We start from the raw sequence: 22,849 nt of genomic DNA, 5'->3' as shown, positions 1-22,849 counted from the left end.
AGGAGGCCCCGCCATCCGGGGCCATTCGTCAGGTTACGTAGATGAGAAAGTTTCACCACCCCCCTCGACGGCGCCTCCGGTTTGTGCGTACGGTGAGCGCGCTGTAACCGTACCGGTCAGTAGTAACCCTAGCTGAATTCCTTTCTCCCCACCCCTGCAGGGTGAGGAAGTGAGCGCAGTGGACATGCTGTCGGATCGTGAACGGGTGCTGTGCCTGAGTCCTTTCGGCACCCCCAACCCGGCCCTCGTGGTCGCGGCCGAACGAGCCGGTGGGCTTGGTGTGCTCGACCTCGGGCCCCACGCCGCCGCCGACCTCGGCCGTGTCACCACGCGTCACCCGCGCGCCTTCGGGGTGCGGCTGCACGGACCGTTGACCGTGCCCCTGCCGGACACCGTGGACACCGTCGTCGTCGATCTTGTTCGGCATGTTCCGAACCTCGCTGAGCTGGGTGAACGCCGTGTCCTCGCGGTGATCACCTCGGTGGCGGAAGCCGTTGCGGCGATCGAGTTCGGAGCCACCGGCTTGATCGCGAAGGGTGCCGAGTCGGGCGGCCGAGTGGGTGGTTCGCCCGCGTTCGTGCTGCTCCAGCAGGTGCTCGCGCTGACCGATCTGCCGGTCTGGGTGGCCGGGTCGATCGGCCCCGACACGGCGGCCGCCGCAGTCGCCGGTGGTGCTCGCGGAGTGGTGCTGGAAGGCCAGCTCGCACTGGTCGCGGAGGCCCGAAAACATATTTCCGGCGAAATTGTCAACGCGGTCCGGATGATGGACGGCGCCGACACCGTCGTGAACGACGGGTTACGCGTTCATGTTCGTCAAAACGCGCTCGAAATTGGTCAGGAAGGTTCCCTGGCCGATTCTTACCGTACCTCGTTCGGCACCGTCGGAGGCGTGGTCGGAGCCATTCAACGGGGCATCTCGGACAATCTCACCCTGGCGGGTGAGCACCGCTCGATCCGGTCCGGCGGGCCGTTCTGCGACCGCGTCCCCGGCCTGCGGTACCCCATCGCGCAGGGCCCGATGACCCGCGTCAGCGACCAGCCCGCGTTCGCCGCGGCCGTCGCCGAGGGGGGTGCCCTGCCGTTCCTCGCGCTCGCGTTGATGGAGGGCCCCGCGGTCCGCGAACTGCTGGACCACACCGCCTCCAAACTCGGTGAACGACCTTGGGGAGTCGGCCTGCTCGGCTTCGCCCCGCCGGAACTGCGGGCTCGGCAGATGGAGGCCGTGCTGGCCGTGCGGCCGAAGTACGCGATCGTCGCCGGCGGCACGCCCGCGCAGGCGCGCGAACTGGAGGACGCCGGCATCGAGGCGTTCCTGCACGTGCCGTCGCCCGCGCTGCTGCGCCGGTTCCTCGACGAGGGCGCGCGCAAGTTCGTCTTCGAGGGCTCGGAGTGCGGCGGCCACACCGGCCCCCGGACCAGCTTCACGTTGTGGCAGCAGCAGATCGACGTGCTGCGCGGGCGGGAGAAGGACGTGGTCGCCCTGTTCGCGGGCGGCATCCACGACGCCCGCTCGGCCGCGATGATCTCCGCCATGACCGCGCCGATCGCGGCACGGGGTGCGGCCGTCGGCGTTCTCGTCGGCACGGCCTACCTGTTCACCGAGGAAGCCGTGACGCACGGCGCGATCCAGCCGGTGTTCCAGCAGGTCGCGCTGGAGTGCGAGGACACGGCGCTGCTGGAGACCTCCCCCGGTCATGCCGTCCGCTGCGCGCAGACGTCCTACGTGGACACCTTCGAGCAGGCGCGGGCCGAGCTGACCGGACTGTCGAAACAGGAGAGCTGGGAGCGGCTCGAACAGCTCAACCTGGGACGGCTCCGGCTCGCCAGCCGCGGTCTCGTGCGCGAGGACGGCGGGCTCAAACCGGTCGGCGAGGACGAGCAGCGCCGCGAGGGCATGTTCATGATCGGCCAGGTCGCGACGCTGCGGTCCGAACGCACCACCATCGCGGAGCTGCACGAGGACATCGTGTCCGGCGTGCTGCCCGAGACCGTCGCGGAGATCGACGAGCCCGAACCGCTGGACGTCGCGATCATCGGCATGGCCGCGATCATGCCGGGCGCGCGGGACGTCGCGGAGTTCTGGGCGAACGTCCTGGCGGGCACCGACTCCATCACCGAGATCCCGCCGGACCGGTGGTCGCCCGAACGCTACGGCAGCCCGTTCCGGTGGGGCGGTTTCCTCCCGCGCACGGCCTTCGACCCGCTGGCCTACGGCATCCCGCCCGCGTCGCTCACCTCGATCGAGCCCGCCCAGCTGCTGGCGCTCGAAGTGTCGGCGCGAGCGCTCCAGGACGCCGGCTACGCGACGCGGGTGTTCGACCGCGAACGCACGTCGGTGATCTTCGGTGCCGAGGCGGGCGCCGACCTCGCGAACGCCTACACGGTCCGCACGGCGTTGCCCGCCTTGGGCATCCGAGGCCTGGACGACCACCTGCCGTCGCTGACCGAGGACTCGTTCCCCGGTGTGCTCGGCAACGTGATCGCCGGGCGGGTCGCGAACCGGCTCGACCTCGGCGGCGCGAACTACACGGTCGACGCCGCCTGCGCGTCGAGCCTCGCCGCGCTCGACGTGGCGTGCAAGGAACTCGTCGGCGGTACCAGCGACATGGTCCTGTGCGGCGCGGTCGACCTGCACAACAGCGCGCACGACTACCAGATGTTCGCGTCGGTGAAAGCACTGTCCGCCAAGGGCCGGTGCGCCACGTTCGACTCCGCAGCGGACGGCATCGCGCTCGGTGAGGGCGTGGCCGCCGTCGTCCTCAAGCGACTCGCCGACGCCGAACGGGACGGCGACCGCGTCTACGCCGTGGTCAAGGGCATCGGCGCGTCGAGCGACGGCCGGTCGCGGGGCCTGACCGCGCCGCGTCCGGAGGGCCAGCAACGGGCCCTGCGCCGCGCCTACGCGTCGGCCGGGCTGCCGGTCACCGCCGTCGGACTGGTCGAGGCGCACGGCACCGGAACCGTGGTGGGCGACCGCACCGAGCTCGCGTCGCTGACCGAGATGTTCTCCGGCGTCGAACCCGGCTCGTGCACGATCGGCTCGGTCAAGTCGCAGATCGGCCACACCAAGTGCGCGGCCGGGCTCGCGGGCGTGATCAAGGCTGCCCTGGCCGTGCACACCGGCGTGCGGCCCGGCACGCTGCACGTCAAGCAGCCCAACGCTTTCTGGGACGCGCGGACCAGCCCGTTCGCGTTCGGCCACCGCACGTGGGCGAGCAGGGACCGGGTCGCGGGCGTCAGCGCGTTCGGGTTCGGCGGCACGAACTTCCACACCGTGATCGCGGGCTACACCGGGGCCGACGAACCCCGGCACGGCCTGACCGCCTGGCCCGCCGAGCTGTTCCTGATCCGCGGCGACGACCAGGCGTCGGCACAACGCGAAGCCGCCCGCCTCGCGGCACTGGCCGACGAGCGGACGCCGTTGCGCTCGCTGGCCGCCGCCTGCGGGACCGGCACGGTCCAGGCCGCGTTCGTGGTGAGCGACCACGCCGCACTGCGCAAGGCGCTGGAGGACGTCGAGGCGTGGCGCCCGTCGGACGTCGTGTCGCTGTGCACAGGGGAACGGCCCCAGGTCGCGTTCCTGTACCCCGGCCAGGGCAGCCAGCGGCCGGGCATGCTGCTCGACCTCGTCACCGCTTTCCCGCGCCTGCAGGACCTCCTCGACGCGCGCTACGAGCGGGTGATGTACCCGCCGGCCGCGCTGACCGCCGAGGACGTGTCCCGGCAGCGCGCGGAGATCACCGACACCCGCAACGCCCAGCCCGCGCTCGGCATCGCCGGGCTCATGGTCACGGCGCTGCTGGACTCCGTCGGCGTGCGGCCGGACCTGGCAGGCGGCCACAGCTACGGCGAACTGGTCGCGCTCTCGGCGGCCGGTGCGTTCGGTGCCGCCGAGCTGCTGGAGCTCAGCGTCGCGCGCGCTGAAGCCATGCTGGAGGCGGTCGGCGAGGACCCCGGCACGATGGCCGCGGTGACCGCGACGGTGGCCGAGGTCGAGGCGCTGCTGCCGCCGGACGTCGTGGTGGCCAACCACAACGCGCCCGACCAGGTCGTGGTCTCGGGCCCGACCGAGGCCGTGGCCGGTGCGGTCGAAGGACTTCGGGCCGCCGGGCTCACCGTGAAGAACATCCCGGTCGCCGCCGCGTTCCACAGCCCGCTGATGGCCGGTGCCCGCGACCGGTTCGCGGCCCGTCTCGCGGAGATCTCCCTCGGCGGGACGCGGTTCCCGGTGTGGTCCAACGTGTCCGCGGCTCCACACGACGACGTGCGCGAAGGGCTGTCCGCGCAGCTCGCGGGCCGGGTGCGGTTCGTGGACCAGATCGAGTCGATGTACGACGCCGGCGCCCGGATCTTCGTCGAGGCGGGGCCCGGCGGCGTGCTGACGTCGCTGGTCGGCAAGACCCTCGGCGACCGGCCGCACCAGGCGCTGCGCTGCGACGACCACGTGACGTTCCTGCGCACTCTGGCGACGCTCGCGGTCGCCGGTGTCGAGGTGGACACCGCACCGCTGTTCGAGGACAGGGCCGAACCGGCCACGGCCGTGCCGCCGCGGCCTGGCTGGTACGTGGATGGAGGACTCGTGCGGGACGCGAACGGCGACGCACTGCCCGGCGGGCTCCGGCCCGCGACGGAGTTCCCGACGCTGCGAGCGGGGTCGGGGCTGGGGCGTGACGAGATCATCGAGAAGTTCCTGGACGGCATGCGGGACGCGGTCAGCGCCCAGCGCGACGTCCTGCTGAGCTACCTCGGCACCGAGCCCGCGCCGGTTCCGGCGCCCCGGCAGGTGATCGACCAGCAGCCCGTCGCCGTCGCCGTCGCGAAGCCGGTGGCCAGGCCGCAGGAGGACGTGGGCGCGGTGGTCCTGCGGACGATCAGCGCCCGCACCGGCTACCCGGTCGAAATGCTGCAACCGGGGCTGGACCTGGAAGCGGACCTGTCGATCGACTCCATCAAGCGGACCGAGATCGTCGGCGAGCTGGTGGCCGAACTGGGCGCCGCCGGGTCGGTCGACGAGCTGGCGCAGCTCAAGACCATCGAGGGCATCGTCGGCTGGTTCGGCGCCGCCGCACCGGTCGCCGCCGCGGGCAAGGACGTCCGGGAGGTCGTGCTGCGGACGATCAGCACGCGCACGGGCTACCCGGTCGAGATGTTGCAGCCGGGGCTCGACCTGGAGGCGGACCTGTCGATCGACTCCATCAAGCGCGCGGAGATCGTGGGCGAGCTGGCCCAGGAGCTCGGCGCGGCGGGGGAGGTCGACGAGCTGGCGCAGCTGAAGACGATCGACGGGATCGTCGCCTGGTTCGGTGAGACCCCTGCCCTCACCGCGGCCACCGCGCCCGCTCCCGTCAGCGCGCCCGGCGGCAGGCTGGTCCGGCTGGTTCCCCAGGTCGTGCCCGCGGAGCCCGCCGCCCCCGCCGGCCTGACCGGCAGGACGGTGCTGATCGTCGACGACAACGGGATCGGGCTCGAACTCGCCGACCTGCTCGAACGCCACACCGCCCGGCCGCGCATCGAGCCCTCCTTCCCGGCCGACCTGACCGGCGTCGACGTCGTGATCCGGCTGCAGGCACGGCTTCCGGAGGCGTTCAGCGAGGTCAAGGCCTGCGTGACGAACGGGGTCTCGCTCGTCGTGGTGACCACGGGCGGCGGCACGTTCGGCTTCGACCACCAGCCCGACGAGCTGCCGGCGGACATCGGCCTGCACGGCCTGATCCGCACGGCCGCGCTCGAGTACCCGGACCTCGTGGTCCGCTCGGTCGACGTCAACCCCAAGGAAAGCCACCGCGACATCGCCACCGCGCTGCTCGCCGAGATCGGGCCCGGTCCGGCCGTCGTCGGCTACCAGGCCGGTAGGCGCCAGGTCATCGAGGTGGCCGAGGCGGAGCTCGCCCCGGCGCCCCTCACCCTCGACGCCGACAGCGTGGTGCTGCTGACCGGTGGCGCCCGCGGCATCACCGCGCTCGCCGCGACCGGGCTGGCCGAGCGCACCGGGTGCCACGTCGAGCTGATCGGCCGCACGCCGATCGCACCCGAGGACCACCGGCTCAGCCACGCCACCACCGAGCCCGAGCTCGTGAAGGCGTTGTTCGAGCTCGGCGAGAAGGACGACGTGCCCGCCAAGGCGCGCAGGGTCCTCGCCGAACGCGAGGTCCGCCAGACCATGGAACGGTTGCGCGCCACGGCGTCGAGCGTGCGCTACCACGAGTGCGACGTCACCGACGCCGAAGCGGTGGGCAGGGTGGTCGAGGACATCAAGGCCCGGTTCGGGCGGCTCGACGGCGTCGTCCACGGCGCGGGTGTGCTGGACGACAAGCTGATCGAGGCCAAGACCCAGGAGTCGTTCGACCGGGTCTGGGCGACGAAGGTGAACGGCGCCAAGGCGTTCGGTGACGGGTTCCTCGTCCTGTTCGGCAGCGTCAGCGGCGTGTTCGGCAACCGCGGCCAGGCCGACTACTCGGCGGCGAACGACGCGCTCGACCGGATGGCCAGGTTCTGGGGCGCGCACCGCCGTGTCGTCGCCGTCGACTGGGGTCCCTGGGCCGGCACGGGCATGGCGTCCGGGCTCGCCGGCGAGTACGCGCGGCGCGGCATCCCGATGATCGAGCCGGCGCAGGGCGTGGACGCACTGCTCAACGAGATCGCGAACGGCCAGGACGTGCAGGTGGTCTACCGATGGGAGGCATAGCGATCGTCGGGATCGGCGCCGTCTTCCCCGGCGCCCCGGACGCGGCGACGTTCTGGCGCAACATCGTCAGCGGCGTCGACGCCATCGGCCAGATCCCGCCCGGTCGCTGGGACCCGGCGACCTACTACGACCAGGACAGCAGGACCGGCGACAGGTTCTACTGCCGCAGGGGCGGGTTCGTCGACGACCTCGCGGAGTTCGACCCGACCAGGTTCGGCATCATGCCGTCCACCGTGGACGGTGCGGAGCCCGACCAGTTGCTCGCCCTGGCCACCGCGGCCGAGGCCATCGCCGACGCGGGCGGCGAGTCCGTGCTGCCGTCGAGGGATCGTGTCGGCGTGGTCGTGGGACGCGGCGGTTACCTCACGCCCGGCTGCGCGCGGCTGGACCAGCGGGTCAGGCTCGCCGACGAGGTCGTGTCGGTGATCGGGGACCTCTTCCCGAACCTCGCCGGCGCCGAGCTGAACACCGTCCGCCAGGCCATCCGGGACCGTCTCGGCCCGGAGCAGCCCGAGTCGTCGATCGGCCTCGTGCCGAACCTGGCGGCGTCGCGCATCGCCAACCGGTTCGACCTCAAGGGCACCGCGTACACGGTGGACGCGGCCTGCGCCTCCGGCCTGGTGGCCGTCGAGCACGCCGTCCGCGAGCTCCAGGAGGGCCGTGCGGACGCCATGCTCGCGGGCGCCGTCCACGTCTGCCACCACCCGACGCTGTGGAGCGTGTTCACCCAGCTCAGGGCGTTGAGCCCCACCGAGCGGATCCGGCCGTTCGACGCGAGCGCGGACGGCACGCTGCTGTCCGAGGGTGTCGGCATGGTGGTGCTGAAGCGGCTGGAGGACGTCGGCGACGAACGCGTCTACGCGGTGATCCGCGGCATCGGCACCGCGAGCGACGGCCGTGCGACCAGCATGATGACGCCCAACCCGGACGGTCAGCTCCTCGCCGTGCAACGGGCTTGGGCCAACGCGGGCCTTGATCCCCGCGAGAAGTCACCGGGCCTGATCGAAGCGCACGGCACCGCCACACCTGCCGGGGACGCCGCCGAGCTGCAGACGATGATCACCGCGTTCGGCGGGCAGGGCGACGAGATCGGCATCGGCACGGTCAAGTCGATGATCGGCCACGCGATGCCCGCCGCCGGCATGGCCGGGCTGATCAAGGCGGCGCTCGCGTTGCACCACAACACGCTTCCGCCGACCCTGCACGTCGACACCCCGCACAGCAGCTTGGCCGGTACGAGGTTCACACCCGTGACGAGTGCTCGCGAGTGGACCGGACGGCATCGCGCGGTCGTGAACGCGTTCGGGTTCGGCGGGATCAACGCTCACGCGGTCCTCGACGGCCACACCATCGCCAAGCCGCGCAAGCCCGTCATGACGTTCGCCGCCGACACCGCCGACGAGCTCGCGAACGCGTTGAGGCAGCGCCGCACCTCCAGCGCAGACAGGGCGTTCCGGCTCGCCATCGGCAACCCGGACGACCGCAAGCTCAAGCTCGCCGAACGGGTGCTGGCCCAGGGCAAGGCGTGGCCCGGCCGCCACGACATCTGGTTCTCCCCGCAGCCGCTGCTGACCGGCACCGACCAGGTCGCGTTCCTGTTCCCCGGATTCGAGCGCGAGTTCAGCGGCGAGGTCGTCGACCACGCCGTCGGGCTGCTGCAGGACGGCCGCCGCGAGGCCCGCGAGCTCATGGCGCTCGGCATCACGCCGGGAGCGCTCGCCGGGCACAGCATGGGCGAGTGGACCGCGATGGTCGTCGGCGGCATCTACCCGACGATCGACGAGTTCGTCTCAGCGCTCGGCCCCGGCGCGGTGGCGGTCGTCGACATCGCTTACGCCGCACTGGGGTGCTCTGCGGACACCGCCGAGCAGCACCTGATCGACGGCGTCACGATCAGCCACGACAACTGCCCGCACCAGTCGGTGATCTGCGGCCCGGTCGACCGCCTCGAGCAGGTGCTCGCGACGCTGAAGGCGAACGGCGTGATGGCGCAGCTGATGCCGTTCCGCACCGGCTTCCACACCCCGGCGCTCGCCCCCTACCTGGGCCGGGCCAGGGAGATGCTCGACCAGCTTCCGGTGCGCGCGTCGGACGTCCCGGTGTGGTCGGCGAACTCCCTCGAACCGATGAGCGCGGACGGCGTTCGCGACCTGGTCCTGCGCCACCTGGTCGAGCCCGTCCGGTTCCGGCCGTTGCTGGAACGCCTGCACGGCGCGGGTTTCCGGGCGTTCGTCCAGATCGGGCAGGGCAGCCTCACCGGGTTCGTCGGCGACACGCTGAACGACAGGCCGCACATCGCGGTGAACGCCGACATCGCGCCGGAGGCGTTGTGGGCGTTCGGCCTCAAGCGCGGCACCGCCCACAAGGTCAAGCTCCGGCTCGGCACGCCGAAGATCACGCTCGACGCGCTCGGCACCGAACCCGTGCTGGTGGCCGCCGACGGCCCGATGTCCGCCGCGGTCAACAAGCTCCTGGCCCACACCCACGCCGTCGCGCGCGAGGTCGTCGGCGCGCTCAGGCCGAACGAGGCGGGCTTCACCCGCGAGTTCTCGTTGCGGACCATGCCGGAGCTGGCCGACCACTCGGTGTTCCCGCAGCCACCGGGCTGGCCGGACCTCGCGGACGGGTTCCCGATCGTGCCCGCGACCGGCCTGCTGGAGGTGTTCGCGGACGCCGCGCGCCGGCTCACCGGAGGCGCGGTGCACGGGTTCGCACAGGTCAAGGCCAAGCGCTGGCTCACAGCGCTGCCCGCGACGACCGTCAAGATCTCCGCCCGCGCGGAGGGCCGGGACCGCGTCCTCGTCAAGGTCGGCGACTACGCCGAGGGTGTCGTGCTGATGTCCCCGCAGACCCCGGAGAGGGTCGGCAGGGAGCTCGAAGGAGTTCGCGACGCGCCGGTCACCGCCGCCGAGCTGTACGCGGACAACTGGATGTTCCACGGACCGGCGTTCGCGGGAGTCACGAAGATCGACTGCCTGGCGGACGACGGGATCGCGGGCGTGCTGACGCCGTTGCCCGCGCCGGGGGCGTTGCTGGACAGCGCGGGGCAGCTGATCGGCCACTGGATGCAGGTCTGCCGCACCGAGGACCAGACCGTGCTGCCCACCGGCATCGAGCGGGTGACGTTCCACGGACCCGCGCCCACCGGGGACGTCCGGTGCACCGCGTGGATCCGCGAGGTCACCGCGCAGGTGATGGTCGCCGACGCCGAGCTGACCGTGGACGGCGCGCTGTGGTGCCGGATCACCGGCTGGACCACCCGCCGGTTCACGACGGACGACCGGATCTGGCAGGTGAAGCTGAAGCCGGGCACCGAGATGCTGTCCACGAAGGACGGTGACCGGGTGTGGGTGGAGGAGAACTGGGCCGACAGCGCGACCCGCGACCTGATCATGCGCCGCTACCTGAACTCCGCCGAGCGGCACCACTACGGCGGCCTGGACGTGCCCGCCCAGCGGGACTGGCTGCTGCGCGTGATCGCGGTGAAGGACGCCGTGCGCTCGTGGCTGTGGGATCGCGGAGCGGGGCCGGTCTACCCGGCCGAACTGAGTGTGACCGCCGACGGCCGTGTGCGCGGGGCCTTCGCCGTGCCGCGAGTCGACGTGACATCCGAACCGGGGCGAGCCGCGGCCCGCGTGCGAACGGAGAACTGATGGACGAGGTGCTGCAGCAGGTCGCGAAGCTGATCACCGAGGTGGTCGGGCCCGACTTCCTGCTGGGAGTGGAGATCACCCGCGACACCACGTTCAGCGACGACCTGGGCCTGGAGTCGATCGAGTTCGTGGCCCTGGCGGACAAGCTCAACGCCCACTACGGCGTCGACCTCGTGGCCTTCCTGGCGGACATGGACATCGACGAGATCATGGCGATGTCCGTCGGCCGGCTCGTCGACCACATCACGGCCCGTGTCTGAGGTTCACGCCCGAGGGTTGCGCTTCCACGTGCAGCGGCTCGGGCCTCCAGAAGGCACGCAGGCCGGACCGACCGTGGTGTTCGTGCACGGCCTGGTGATGGACAACCTGTCCAGCTTCTACTACACGCTCGCCGCGCCGCTGGCGCAGGCCGGGTTCGGCACCGTGCTGTTCGACCTGCGCGGGCACGGCCTGTCCGAGCGGCCGCCGTCCGGCTACACGCCGGAGGAGAGCGCGCTCGACCTGGTCGCCGTGCTCGACGAGATCGGCGTGACCGAGCCGGTCTTCCTGCTGGGCAACAGCTACGGCGGTGTCGTCGCGATGCACGCGGCCGTGCAGGCACCCGAACGCGTCGGCGGCGTCGTGCTGGTCGAGTCCGCCGTCGGGGGAGTGGTCGGCGACGCGTGGTTCGAGGACATCACGAACACGCTGACCGTCGCCGCGCTCGGTCTGGAGTTCGACCGGACGCAGGACCAGCTGATGGCCCTGGGCCAGCGCAAGATCGCGAAGCTCGCCGTGAACGCCAACGCGTTGCTCAACGGCACCACGCTGATCGACGACCTCGGCTCCGGCGCCAAGCTCGACCTCACGCAGGTGCGGTGCCCGGTGCTCGGGGTGTACGGCGCCGAGTCCGAACTGATCGGAGCCGCCGCCGAACTGCGCGAGCGCATCCCGTCGTGCCGCCTGCACGTGGTGTCCGGACTGGGGCACACGGTTCTCCGCGAGGCCACGGCCGAGCTGCTGGACGTGCTGTTCGACTGGCTGCCGTCATGAGCCGGTTCCTGTTCGTCGTGCCGCCGCTGACCGGCCACGTCAACCCGACCGCTTCCGTGGGGGCCGAGCTGCTGGCGCGCGGGCACGAGGTCGCGTGGGTCGGGCATCCCGGCACGCTGCAACCACTCCTGCCCGACAACGCGCTCGTGTTCGCCGCGATCGACGACCACCTGGAAGGCGTCATCCGCGCGCAGCGGGAGCGCTGGCTCGCGTTGCGCGGGATGGCGGTGCTCAAGTTCTTCTGGGAGGAGTTCCTGATCCCGCTCGGACACGCGATGGTGCCCGGAGTCTCCGACGCCGTCACGGTGTTCGCCCCGGACGTGGTCGTCGCCGACCAGCAGGCGCTGGCGGGACCGGTGGTGGCGCGCGGCGCCGGACTGCCGTGGGTGACGTCGGCCAGCACGTCCGCGGAGCTGGTCAACCCGCTGAGGACGATGCCGAAGGTCGACGCCTGGGTGCGTGACCTGCTGCACGACTTCGCCGGTGGGGACATCAGGTTCTCCGACCGGCTGGTGCTGGTCTACAGCTCGAAGGCGCTGGTGGCGGGCGAGTTCGGCGACGAAGTGGCGTTCGTGGGCCCAGCGCTGACCCGTCGCGTGGAACGGGTGGACTTCCCCTGGGAGAGGCTGACCGGCGGGCGGCGGGTGCTGATCTCCCTGGGCACCCTCAACGGTCCCGCGGGCGAGCGTTTCCTCGGCCAGGCCATGGACGCGGTCGCGGAGCTCGACGTGCAGGCCGTGGTGGTCGCTCCGCCGAGGCCCGCCCCGGCGAACGTCTTGATGCTGCCCTCGGTGCCGCAACTCGCACTGATGCCGCACCTGGACGCCGTCGTCACGCACGGCGGCCACAACACGGTCTGCGAGGCGCTCGCACACGGGCTGCCACTGGTCGTGGCGCCGATCCGCGACGACCAGCCGACCGTCGCCGCCCAGGTCGTGGAGGCCGGTGCCGGAGTGCGGCTGACCTACTCGCGCGCACGGGCAGCGGACATCCGCAGCGCACTGGCATCCGTGCTGGACGAGCCGGAGTACGTGGCCGCCGCCGAGCTGGTGCGCGAGTCGTTCTCGGCGGCAGGCGGCGCAGCGGCCGCGGCCGACCTACTGGAAAAGGTGGTGGCCGGGTGATTCTCAGCGTGCTGGTCGTGGTGGTCGTCCTGCTGGACGTGCTGCGCCTGCGTTCCCGCGCGTCGAAACTGCGAGTGCTCGCCCGGGGCGCGGACGGGCACACGCTCCTCACCGCCACCGGAGTCCATCCGGAGGGCTCGTGGGAGTCCGACGCCGATCTCGTCGACCTCGTCCCGCGCGACCTGCACACGGTCGCGGCGCTGGACCTGCTCGGCGCGGTCGACCCCGGCAAGTACCGCGACGACCAGTGGGCGCGCGGGATCAGCGCGTCGCAGGCCGTCCTGGTGCGGGAGCCCTACGTCGAGGAGGTCGACCCCGGCGACCCCACCGAGTTCGTGGCGTACGTGCGGCGGGTCAAGGACCACGTGCACGCGCGGGTCGACATCGCGGTCGCGCCGGGGCTGAAAGCCGGGCCGCACGACCTCGGCTACCGCGCGGCGACGTTGCGGCAGTTCGGGAAGCGGCCGTCGCTGTGGATCGCGGGCTCGGTCATCGGGTACGCCACCGTCGTGGCCGCCCTGCTCACCTCCTGGCAGTGGGGACTCGCCGCGCTGGCCGCCTACTGGGCGCACCCGGTCCTGGTGTTCGCCGGCACGCCGCTGCGGCCGCGTGACCTGTGGGTGCCGCGCGTCCTGCGCACGCCCTACCTGTGGTTCAAGACCGCCGGGGGCAAGAAGTCGACGGCCGAGAAGCGTCAGGCCCGGCACCTCGAACAGGCCGCGCCCTGGTACGAGCAGAACCGCGACCGGAACTTCCACGAGGCACCGCGCGACACCTGCCCGTCCTGCGGCGGCACGGACCTGCGCCGCTGGGTCACCGCGACGGACCTGGTGCAGCGCAAGCCCGGCACGTTCACGATGGACCGCTGTGTCCGATGTGGACATGTCTGGCAGAACCCGCGCCTGACCGAGGAGGGCCTGGGCTTCTACTACCGCGACTTCTACGACGGCCTCGGCGAGACGTCGGCGGAGGCGGTGTTCTCCGGCAAGACCGAGCCCTACTACGGCCGGGCGCGCATGGTGCAGCCGTACACCTCGCCCGAACGCTGGCTCGACGTCGGATCCGGGCACGCGCACTTCTGCCTGGGGGCCAAGGAGGTCCTGCCGCAGACCCGGTTCGACGGGCTCGACCAGGGCGCGGCCATCGAGGACGCGGCGCGGCTCGGCCGGATCGAGAACTCCTACCGCGGCAGCTTCAAGGACTTCGCGGGCGAGCTCAAGGGCCGCTACGACGTGATCAGCATGCACCACTACCTGGAACACGTGCGCGATCCGTGGGAGGAGCTCGACATCGCCGCGGACGTGCTGCCCGACGGCGGCTACCTGCTGATCGAGCTGCCGGACCCCGAGTGGCGGCTGGGCAGGCTGTTCGGCCAGTACTGGATGCCGTGGTTCCAGCCGCAGCACCAGCACATGATGCCGATCGGCAACCTCCAGGAGGCGCTCGCCGAGCGCGGACTGACCACAGTGGCCACCGAGCGCGCGAAAGCGCACCTGTGCAACGACTTCACGCTCGCGCTGCTGTTGTGGCTGGGGGACAAGGCGCCGCGCACGCCCGCGCCGTGGCGGCCGGGCAAGGTGCGGCTCAGGAGGACGCGCAGCTTCCTGGTGTGGACGCTCGGCATCCCGGCGTTCTTCGTCGCGCTGGCGCTGGACCAGACGGTGAACCGGTTCCTGGCGCACCGCACCGGCCAGGGCAACGCCTACCGGCTGCTGGCCCGGAAGGCGCAGGCGTGATGGACATCGCGGATCGGCCTGAGCTCGCGCCGGAGCTCAGGCTGGTGCCGCACGCGTTCCGGCGCACGTTCGGACGGCCCGCGGAAGGCGTCTGGTACGCCCCCGGCGTGCTGAACCTGCTGGGCGGTGCGGTGAAGGTGCACGCCAAGTGGGGTGCGATCGTCGCGGGAGACCGGCGTGACGACGGCAGGCTCGAACTGGTGTCGGTGAACCGGCCGACCGAGCGCGCGCTGCTGCCGTCCGACGACGTCCCGGCCTGGGCCGCGGGCGTGGAGGCGAGGGGCGGCGCCGCGCTGATGTGCAGCGTCGACCTGCCGCAGGGCAGTGGCCTGTCCGCGGCCGAGGCGCTGAGGACCGCGGTGGGGCTGGCACTGCGCGACCTCGCCGGTGAGCGGTTCGAGGAACCGCGGCCGGACCTGCTCGCCCTGCCCGGCCAGCGGCTGCTCGTCGTCGACACGAGGGTCCGGCGCCCGGAGCCGCAGGTGGAACTGCCCCACGTCCGGGACGCGGACGACCTGGGCGCCGCCCTGACGGCCTACCACCACGCCCAGAACCCGGATCCGGAGCAGGACGCGGTCGTCCAGGCGGCGCTCGCGGCGGGCGCGCGCGGTGCCAGCCTGCTGATCGACCCGCCGGGCAGGCCCGCTGTCGCGCTGGTCGACGCGGACCTGGTCCCCGCGGTGAAGAAGGCGATCACGAGGTCGGTGGAGATCCCTCCCCGCTACCTCACGATCGTTCCCGGTCCCTTCAACACTGCGGCTTTACGGTGAACTCGGCCCGGCGGAGGTCCCTCGAGTTCGGGCCCACCAGCAGGACGAACTCGCCCGGCTCGACCACCCGGCGGCCGTCGGCGTCGACGATCGTGCAGGCGGAGACGGGGAGCTCGAGGTCGACCTTCACGGTCTCGCCCGGCGCCACGTCGACCTGCCTGAAGGTCTTGAGCTCCTTGTCGGCCCAGCTCACCGAGGTGACGGCGTCGCTGACGTAGACCTGCACGGTCTCGCGAGAAGGCCGTGACCCGGTGTTCGTGAGGGAGATGCAGGCCCTGACGACTTCGTCCGGGCGCAGCACCGCCGTCTCCACGAGCAGGTCGCCGTACTCGACCGTCGTGTACGACAGGCCCTCGCCGAACACGAACGCGGGCTCCTGCGTCAGGTCCGCGTAGCGCGTGCCGTGCTGGCCGCGGATCTGGTTGTAGTAGGTCGGCTGCTGCCCGGCGTGCGCCGCGAACGAGATCGGCAGGCGGCCGCTGGGCTCGATGAGCCCGTGCAGCACCTCGGCGATCGCGCGGCCGCCCTGCATGCCGGGGTTCGCCACCCACAGCAGCGCGGCGGCGTTGCGCGCGGACGCGGGCAGGACCAGCGGCTTGGACGCGAGCAGCACCACGACCAGCGGCGTGCCGGTCTCGGCCAGCGCGTCGAGCAGGGCGATCTGACCGCCGATCAGCTCGAGCGTGGCGGTGGACCGGCCCTCGCCGACCAGTTCGATCACGTCACCGACGACGGCGACCACGTAGTCGGCGCCCTCGGCCGCCGCGACGGCCTCGGCGATCAGGTTCGCGTCCGGCGCGCAGGCCCGCACGACCGGCGGGCGCGGCTGGCCGTCGGGGAACGTGTCGCCCTCGGGGTCCGGCTCCAGGGTCAGGACGTCGGCGCCGCGGGCGTAGGTGACCTCCTGCGACGAGAGCTCGCGCAGGCCGTCGAGGACCGTCGTGATCATCTCGCGCGGGTGGCCGTTGGGCAGCCAGTCGGCCTGGCCGGACGAGCCGGCCCAGTCGCCGAGCTGGGTCTGCGCGTCGTCGGCGAGCGGGCCGACGACCGCGATCCTGCCCTTCGGCTTGCCGAACGGCAGCACGCCGTCGTTGCGCAGCAGCACCAGCGACCGGCGCGCGACCTGCAGGTTCAGCGCCACGTGGTCGTCGTGGTTGATCATCACGCGCTGGCGTTCGGCGTCGGGCCTGCGCGGGTTCTCGAAGAGCCCCAGGTCGAACTTGAGCGTCAGGATGCGGGTGACCGCGCGGTCGAGGTCCGACTCGGCCAGCAGGCCGTCCTCGACGGCCTGCAGCGCGCCGTCGAAGAACTGCGGGGTCGTCATGATCATGTCGTTGCCGGCCTTCACGGCGGCCGCGGCGGCGTGCGCGTAGTCGGGCTGCAGCTTCTGCTCCCAGACCATGCGGCCGACGTTGTCCCAGTCCGTGATCAGCGTCCCCTTGTAGCCCCACTCGCCGCGCAGGACCTCGTCGAGCAGCCACGAGTTGACCGTGATCGGCACGCCGTCGGTGGACTGGTAGCCGAGCATGAACGTCGCGCAGCCCTCGCGGGCGACCCGCTCGAACGGCGGCAGGAACCACGAGCGCAGCTTGCGGCGCGACAGGTCCGCCTCGCTCGCGTCACGGCCGCCCTGGGTCTCGGAGTACCCGGCGAAGTGCTTCGCGGTCGCGAGGATCGCCGTCTCGTCGGCCAGGCCGTCGCCCTGGTAGCCGCGGACCATCGCGGCCGCGAGCTCGCCGATCAGCACCGGGTCCTCGCCGAACGTCTCGTCGACGCGGCCCCAGCGCAGGTCCCGCGAGATGCACAGGACCGGCGAGAACGTCCAGTGCACGCCGGTCGCGGCGGCCTCGACGGCGGTGACGCGCGCGACCTGCTCGACCAGCTCCGGGTCCCAGCTCGCGGCCATGCCCAGCTGCGTGGGGAAGATCGTGGCGCCCTCGTAGAACGAGTGGCCGTGGATGCAGTCCTCGGCGATCAGCAACGGGACGCGCAGACGCGTCCGCGTGGTGAGGTCCTGCGCGCGCAGCACTCGCTCCGGCGAGGTGTGCAGGATCGAGCCGACGTGCTTGCGCAGCACGTGGTCGTCCAGGTCCTCCCTCGAGTCCAGCTGCATCATCTGGCCGACCTTCTCGGCCAGCGTCATGCGGCCCAGCAGGTCGGCTACCCGCTCTGCGGTGGGCAGCGTGGCGTCGAGGTAGGGCACGTCGTCGCGATCCATGTGGTCTCCGAGAGGGCTCGTGCGGCGGCAGCGTCTATGGGAGCGCTCTCACAGTTGATACCTGAAACCGGTTCCGCGCGAAACCGGTTTCTTGATTTCCGGTACAAACGAATCGTTCGAGTAACCCGAACGCGACGAACCGGCAACCCTTCGGGGTCACCGGTTCCGGTGTGTCGCGCGGGCGTCACGCGGCGCGGTTGCGCCGGACGCCGGATTTTCGGGCCGGACCTGGTCGCAGCGCCCCGCGTGCCGGCCTAAGTCGTGTCCCGGTAGTTCGTCCGGTGGCAGGCGCGGGCGAGAAGATCCGGAGGCGACACCGCCGCGTTGCCCTCATACCGGGCGTATTCGGGCGTCGCGGCGGGGTCGCCTCCGGGGCCTCCGGCCGCTACTGCCGCCCGACGAACTTCGCAGGGCCCTGCGTGCCTAGCGGGTGGCCTTCGCGCCCTTCGGCGAGATGGCGAACCACTTGTCGTCCACGCCGTGGCCGGTCGTGTCGCCGGCCCCCTCGTCGTCGACGTAGCGGTACACCGGCTTGCCGGCGATGGTGACCTGCTCCAGCCCGTCCGGGCGCTTCGTCGTGCCGAGCAGCGCCTGGTCGAGGCCCGGTGCCTCGATCTTGCCGCCCGCCGCCAGCAGCGGCGGCCACACGAGCGTGCACTCCGGTTCCAGGCAGGTCGACTTCGACGGGCCGTCCTGGGTGGTGAAGTAGAGGGTGTTGTGCTCGCGGTCGGCGACGACGGCACCGACCGCGGGCGACTCCTCGACCTGCAGTTTCGCGATGTCTCCCGGCAGGACCCGAGTGGGTCCCGCGACCGGACCGGCAGCGGCCTCCAGTTCGGCCGGCGTGGCTGTCTCCTGCTCGGGCGGAGCAGAACAGGCACCCAGGCACACGAGCAGCGCGAGAACGGCGAATCGGCTCACATCGGGGATTACGGACAGCGGTGCCCCGGCGGTTCAGCGCTCCTGCGGGACGTCCGCCCTCAGGATGGCCGCCAGCACGAGCTCGCGGATCTCCTCGGCGATCTCGTCGACCGCGAGCGGCGGCCGGTGTGCCTGCCACTCGCGCAGCAGGCCGGTGATGGCGCCCACGAGCGCTATCGCGGTGAGCCGATACGACCGCTGCGGCGCCACGCCCGCGGCCGCCGCCCGGAGGGCCTCCGACTCGATGAACTCGGCCCACGTGCTCACCCAGCGCACGTGCTGCTGTTCGATCTCCGCGTTCACGCCCACGGCCTCGACGTAGTTGAGGCGCGGCGCACGGGGGTCGGCCGTCACGCTGCGCACGAAAACGTCCAGCAGCGTCGTGACCCGGAACCGCACGTCGTCGGTCTCCAGGTCGGCCAGTGCCGTGCGGACCTGTGCGAACGCCGTGGCGTTGATCAGGTCGTGCAGGTCGCGCAGCAAGTCCTCCTTCGAGGCGAACTCCTCGTAGAAGTTGCGCGTGGAGACGCCGGCCTCGGTGCACAGCTCGGTGATCTTGGTGGCCGCGAAGCCCGTGCTCGTGAACAACTCCAGACCGGCCTGCAGCAGCTTCGCCCGGCGCTCCGCCTTGCGCTGCTCGGGCGAGATACCGCCGTAGGCACGGGCCACTGGGCGCTCCAATCTGGTAACTGGGCTTGTCAGATTACGTGGGCGCAACCTCACGCGCATGCCAGGCGTCTAGACCTTTGCGCGGGGGTTCAGCTGCCCGTCGCGCTGGGGATCAGAGCGGGGCAGCCGCCGGTGAGATAGCCGGAGTTGTACTCGAAATGCCACTGCTCGTTTTCGTAACGGCGGCACCAGCCGAGGGTGCTGCCGTTTTTCTCGACCCATTTCGCTGATTCGATCGGCTGGACGTCGACCGCGAATCCGATCACGTGCATCGAACGGTCCGGCGGATTCAGCACGTACTTCGCCGCGAGTTCTTCGGTCCCGAACTTCTTGACCGCGTCGTCGAACTCCGCCTGCTGCTGCTGACGGCTTCGCTTGCCGTCGTTCAGGCAGAGCTTCACGCCCTGGTCAGCGGCCTTCTGGCGCAGCTTCAGCCATGCCTGCAGCACCTCGGGGCGCAGGCCTTCCGGGTCCTCGTCGAAGTAGCGCGCGTCGATCGGGCAGTTCGGCCCGTCCGGCGGTCCGGGCACCTCCTCGATTATCGCGAGCGGTTTTCCCGGATGGCGGTCGAACACGAGCGTCAATCTGCCCAGGTAACCCAGCGCGCCGCCGGTGGAAACCACGAGTGTGACGATCAGGAGCACGCCGTGCGCGACGCGTCTGGAGGTCTTGGACATGATTCGGATAATACGTCGGCGGGCCGCCTCGTCTGTCAGCAACCCGTAACAGTCCATCGGTGGCTGTGTCCCCGCGAACGTGGCGATCGACACATCCGTTCGGCCCAATCACGCTTTCGGCGGAGCGGACAGATGTGATCGGTGAACAGTTCTGGCCCCTTTCGCCACAGCGATTCGGGGTGGCAGCATCTTCCTCGGCCGAGAACCGGCCCGTATTTGTGAGGTCTCAGGAGGACCGTTTTTCATGTCCGGCCGCATCTTTGCGTTCGTCGCTCTGTTCGTGTCGCTTTTCGCCTTCGCCGGCACCGCCCAGGCCGCTCCCGCGGCACAGACGCCGTCCCCTTCCCGCGGCGGCACCGCGCTCGTGCTCTCCGTCCAGTACTCGGAGTTCGACGGCAACGCCTTCAAGGCGACGGTGCTGACCTGCGAACGAGGTGACCAGCACCCGCGCAGGGCCCTCGCCTGCGCGACGCTCGCCTCCGCCGGGACCGACCTGCAGGCCATGCAGGCGGACGACCGGGCGTGCACGTTCCACTACGCGCCCGTCGAGGTCTCGATGTTCGGCTTCTGGCGCGGTCAGCCCGTGAGCGAGGTGCACACCTACCCGAACTCGTGCGTCATGCTGGCGCACACCGGTGCCCTCTTCGATTTCTAGGAATCGAACACGGCACCTCAAATAAATGTGGAGCGGGACGCGGCAGGGGCGTCCCGCTCCACATTTCGTCGTACCCCGGAATGGGTGTTGCGCCGAATGGCGGGCGGCCCGCCCGGCATGCGAGGGTTGGATCATGGCCGCCGCTCCGCGCTTCCCGCTGCTCCACTGGACGACCATCACCCCCGTGCTCGGCATGGTCCTGCTCGCCCTGACCTGGGGGCGTGACCTCGGGGGCCTGCTCGTCGCACTCGTCGCCCTGGTCCTCGCCGCGACCGTCCTCGCCGCCGTGCACCACGCCGAGGTCGTCGCGCTGCGGGTCGGGGAGCCGTTCGGATCCCTCGTCCTCGCGGTCGCGGTGACGGTCATCGAGGTGGCGCTGATCGTCACGCTCATGGTGTCCGGCGGGCCCGAGGCGTCGTCACTGGCGCGCGACACGGTGTTCGCCGCGGTCATGATCACCACGAACGGCATCGTCGGCATCGCGTTGCTGCTCGGCGCGCTGAAGCACCACACGATCCTGTTCAACGCGGAGGGCAGCGGCGGCGCGCTCGCCACGGTGATGACGCTCGCCACCCTCACCCTGGTGCTGCCGACCTTCACCACGACGACGCCCGGCCCCGAGTTCTCCGGCCCGCAGCTCGCGTTCGCCGCGTTCGCCTCCCTCGGCCTGTACGCGCTGTTCGTCTTCACCCAGACCGTCCGGCACCGCGACTTCTTCCTGCCGGTCGACGAGGACGGCGTGATCGAGGCGGACGAGCACGCCGAGGCTCCGTCCGGCAAGGCCGCGCTGGTCTCGCTCGGCTTCCTGCTCCTCGCCCTGGTCGCGGTGGTCGGGCTCGCGAAGATCGAGTCGCCCGCGATCGAGGCGGGCGTGCGCGCGGCCGGGTTCCCCCAGTCGTTCGTCGGTGTCGTCATCGCCCTGCTGGTGCTGCTGCCCGAGACGATCGCCGCCGCCCGCGCCGCGTTGCGCGACAGGATCCAGACCAGCCTCAACCTCGGCTACGGCTCGGCGATCGCGAGCATCGGCCTCACGATCCCGACCATCGCGCTGGCGACGATCTGGCTGGACGGGCCGCTGATGCTCGGCCTCGGGTCGACGCAGATGATCCTGCTGCTGCTGACGGTGCTCGTCAGCGTCCTGACCGTCGTGCCGGGGCGTGCGACGCGTCTGCAGGGTGGCGTGCACCTGGTGCTTCTGGCCGCGTTCCTGTTCCTGGCTGTGAACCCGTAGCCGGTATCCTTCCCGGTCTTCAGATCCGTTGTGCCGCAGTGCATCCGGCTCCTACGTTCGTGCCATGTTGCGTCGCAGGGCACTTCTGCACACGGCCGCGCTGGGAGCCGTGTCGGCACTGGTCGGCAGGTCCACAGTGGACGTTCAGCTGATCAGACCGGGTGATGCCGCCTACGGCGACGCCAAGCTCGGCTACTTCACGCAGTACGACGCCCAGCGTCCCAGTGCGATCGCGCGAGTCGCGTCACCGGCGGACGTCCAGCGCTGCATCGAGATCGCGCGCCAGGAGCGGGCGAGGATCACCGCGCGCTGCGGCGGCCACAGCTATCCGGGCTACTCCACCGCGAACGGTGCCCTGGTCGTCGACGTGCGTGGTCTCGACCGGATCGACGTCCGGCCGGACGGCACGGCCGAGGTCGGCGCCGGCGTGCTGCTGATGGACCTCTACGTCGCCCTGGCTAACGCCGGGCGGATGATGCCGGCGGGCACGTGCGCGACGGTCGGCATCTCCGGGCTGACGCTGGGCGGCGGCATCGGTGTGACCGCCCGGCAGTTCGGTCTCACCAGCGACCGGCTGGTGAGCGCGCGGATCGTGACACCGGACGGCGTGCTCCGGACCGCGTCGGACACCGAGCACCCGGACCTGTTCTGGGCACTGCGCGGTGGTGGCGGCGGCAACTTCGGCATCGTCACCTCGTTCGTGTTCCGCACCGAACCCGCGCGCACCCTCACGACGTTCACGCTCCGGTTCCCGTCGGCGGCGCTGGCCTCGTTGCTCAGCGCGTGGCCGGGCTGGCAGAGCAGTGCGCCGGACGCGCTCACCTCGACCGTCGGCGTGGGCAGCGGCTCCACCCCGCACGTCGAGGTCGGCGGCTGTCTCGTCGGCACGCCCGCGACCCTCCGCCCGCTGCTCGACGACCTGGTCCGCCGCGTGGGTTCGCAGCCCACCTCCCGCCGCGAGACCGAGCAGAGCTTCCTCGCCGCGATGGAGCGGTTCGCGTGGTGCCGGGTCAGCGACGGCTCGTGCCGGCCTAGCTGGAACGGGGGCGGCGGCAGCCAGGCGCGCGGCAGCTACGTCGCGACGTCGCGGATGCTGACCAGGCCGATCACCGACCCGCAGAAGCTCGCCGACATCTTCAAGAACACCCCGGACTCCTACAACATGATCGACGCACTCGGCGGTGCGGCCGGTCGCGGCCCCACCACGGCGTTCCCGCACCGGAGCGCCCTCGCGAGCATCCAGGTCGAGGTGTCGTTGCGGGCGGGGGAGGCGAACGCGCGGCGCGCGATGGGCGTCGCGCGGGACGAGCTGGGCAAGATGTTCGGTGCGACCGGCTACGTCAACTACCTCGACCCGCAGATGCCGGACTGGGCGAACGCCTGCTACGGCTCGTCGCTCAGCAAGCTTCGCGAGGTGGCGCGCAAGTACGACCCGGACCGCGTCTTCGCGTTCCCCCAGGGCCTCGCCTGAATCCATG

General features: G+C 71.3%; 14 protein-coding genes. 10 read left to right on the top strand and 4 right to left on the bottom strand.

Annotated features, from left to right (window positions below):
• Nucleotides 1–169 precede the first annotated feature (169 nt).
• The 7 genes from ORI60_RS02375 to ORI60_RS02345 are packed head-to-tail and all read left to right on the top strand — an operon-like array spanning nucleotide 170 to nucleotide 15,000.
• Nucleotides 170–6,685, top strand: a complete 6,516-nt coding sequence (locus ORI60_RS02375) for a type I polyketide synthase (RefSeq protein ID WP_266033469.1) — start codon at nucleotides 170–172, stop codon at nucleotides 6,683–6,685.
• Nucleotides 6,673–10,338, top strand: coding sequence for a beta-ketoacyl synthase N-terminal-like domain-containing protein (locus ORI60_RS02370; RefSeq protein ID WP_266033467.1), 3,666 nt, complete (start codon nucleotides 6,673–6,675; stop codon nucleotides 10,336–10,338). The genes ORI60_RS02375 and ORI60_RS02370 overlap by 13 nt, the downstream gene beginning before the upstream one ends.
• Nucleotides 10,338–10,598: an acyl carrier protein gene (locus tag ORI60_RS02365; protein WP_036014077.1), complete on the top strand. Its 261-nt coding sequence runs from the start codon at nucleotides 10,338–10,340 to the stop codon at nucleotides 10,596–10,598. Before ORI60_RS02370 ends, ORI60_RS02365 begins: the two co-directional genes overlap by 1 nt.
• A complete protein-coding gene (locus tag ORI60_RS02360; RefSeq protein ID WP_266033453.1) occupies nucleotides 10,591–11,370 on the top strand; it encodes an alpha/beta fold hydrolase in 780 nt (259 codons plus the stop codon). Before ORI60_RS02365 ends, ORI60_RS02360 begins: the two co-directional genes overlap by 8 nt.
• On the top strand, nucleotides 11,367–12,494 hold the full coding sequence (locus ORI60_RS02355; protein WP_266033451.1) for a glycosyltransferase: 1,128 nt from the start codon (nucleotides 11,367–11,369) through the stop codon (nucleotides 12,492–12,494). The genes ORI60_RS02360 and ORI60_RS02355 overlap by 4 nt, the downstream gene beginning before the upstream one ends.
• Nucleotides 12,491–14,230: a methyltransferase domain-containing protein gene (locus ORI60_RS02350; protein WP_266033449.1), complete on the top strand. Its 1,740-nt coding sequence runs from the start codon at nucleotides 12,491–12,493 to the stop codon at nucleotides 14,228–14,230. Before ORI60_RS02355 ends, ORI60_RS02350 begins: the two co-directional genes overlap by 4 nt.
• Entirely contained in the window at nucleotides 14,230–15,000 is a 771-nt protein-coding gene (locus ORI60_RS02345; protein WP_266033448.1) for a hypothetical protein, read from the top strand. The genes ORI60_RS02350 and ORI60_RS02345 overlap by 1 nt, the downstream gene beginning before the upstream one ends.
• Here ORI60_RS02345 and ORI60_RS02340 read toward each other — a convergent pair.
• From ORI60_RS02340 to ORI60_RS02325, 4 genes are all read right to left on the bottom strand, one after another.
• On the bottom strand, nucleotides 14,978–17,218 hold the full coding sequence (locus ORI60_RS02340; RefSeq protein WP_266033447.1) for a glycoside hydrolase family 3 N-terminal domain-containing protein: 2,241 nt from the start codon (nucleotides 17,216–17,218) through the stop codon (nucleotides 14,978–14,980). The two genes, ORI60_RS02345 and ORI60_RS02340, sit on opposite strands and share 23 nt — an antisense overlap.
• A 423-nt stretch (nucleotides 17,219–17,641) precedes the next feature.
• On the bottom strand, nucleotides 17,642–18,139 hold the full coding sequence (locus ORI60_RS02335; RefSeq protein WP_266033446.1) for a hypothetical protein: 498 nt from the start codon (nucleotides 18,137–18,139) through the stop codon (nucleotides 17,642–17,644).
• Nucleotides 18,140–18,172: 33 nt separating this feature from the next.
• On the bottom strand, nucleotides 18,173–18,808 hold the full coding sequence (locus ORI60_RS02330) for a TetR/AcrR family transcriptional regulator (protein ID WP_266033444.1): 636 nt from the start codon (nucleotides 18,806–18,808) through the stop codon (nucleotides 18,173–18,175).
• An 89-nt stretch (nucleotides 18,809–18,897) separates the two neighbouring features.
• A complete protein-coding gene (locus ORI60_RS02325) occupies nucleotides 18,898–19,485 on the bottom strand; it encodes a D-alanyl-D-alanine carboxypeptidase family protein (RefSeq protein WP_266033442.1) in 588 nt (195 codons plus the stop codon).
• Between the two features lie 244 nt (nucleotides 19,486–19,729).
• Between ORI60_RS02325 and ORI60_RS02320 the strand changes: the two genes are divergently transcribed.
• The 3 genes from ORI60_RS02320 (at nucleotide 19,730) to ORI60_RS02310 (ending at nucleotide 22,842) form a co-directional block, all read left to right on the top strand.
• Complete coding sequence (locus ORI60_RS02320; RefSeq protein WP_266033440.1) at nucleotides 19,730–20,140, top strand: SSI family serine proteinase inhibitor; 411 nt, start codon at nucleotides 19,730–19,732, stop codon at nucleotides 20,138–20,140.
• 133 nt (nucleotides 20,141–20,273) lie between these two features.
• A complete protein-coding gene (locus ORI60_RS02315; RefSeq protein WP_266033436.1) occupies nucleotides 20,274–21,371 on the top strand; it encodes a calcium:proton antiporter in 1,098 nt (365 codons plus the stop codon).
• Between the two features lie 64 nt (nucleotides 21,372–21,435).
• The gene (locus ORI60_RS02310; RefSeq protein ID WP_266033434.1) at nucleotides 21,436–22,842 is read left to right on the top strand and encodes an FAD-binding oxidoreductase; all 1,407 of its coding nucleotides are present in this window, start codon (nucleotides 21,436–21,438) and stop codon (nucleotides 22,840–22,842) included.
• The last annotated feature ends 7 nt before the right edge of the window (nucleotides 22,843–22,849 follow it).

The organism is Lentzea sp. NEAU-D7, assembly GCF_026242055.1.
GTDB lineage: Bacteria > Actinomycetota > Actinomycetes > Mycobacteriales > Pseudonocardiaceae > Lentzea.
Note: the sequence above shows the minus strand (reverse complement) of the source record. Positions and strands in the feature narration are given on the sequence as shown.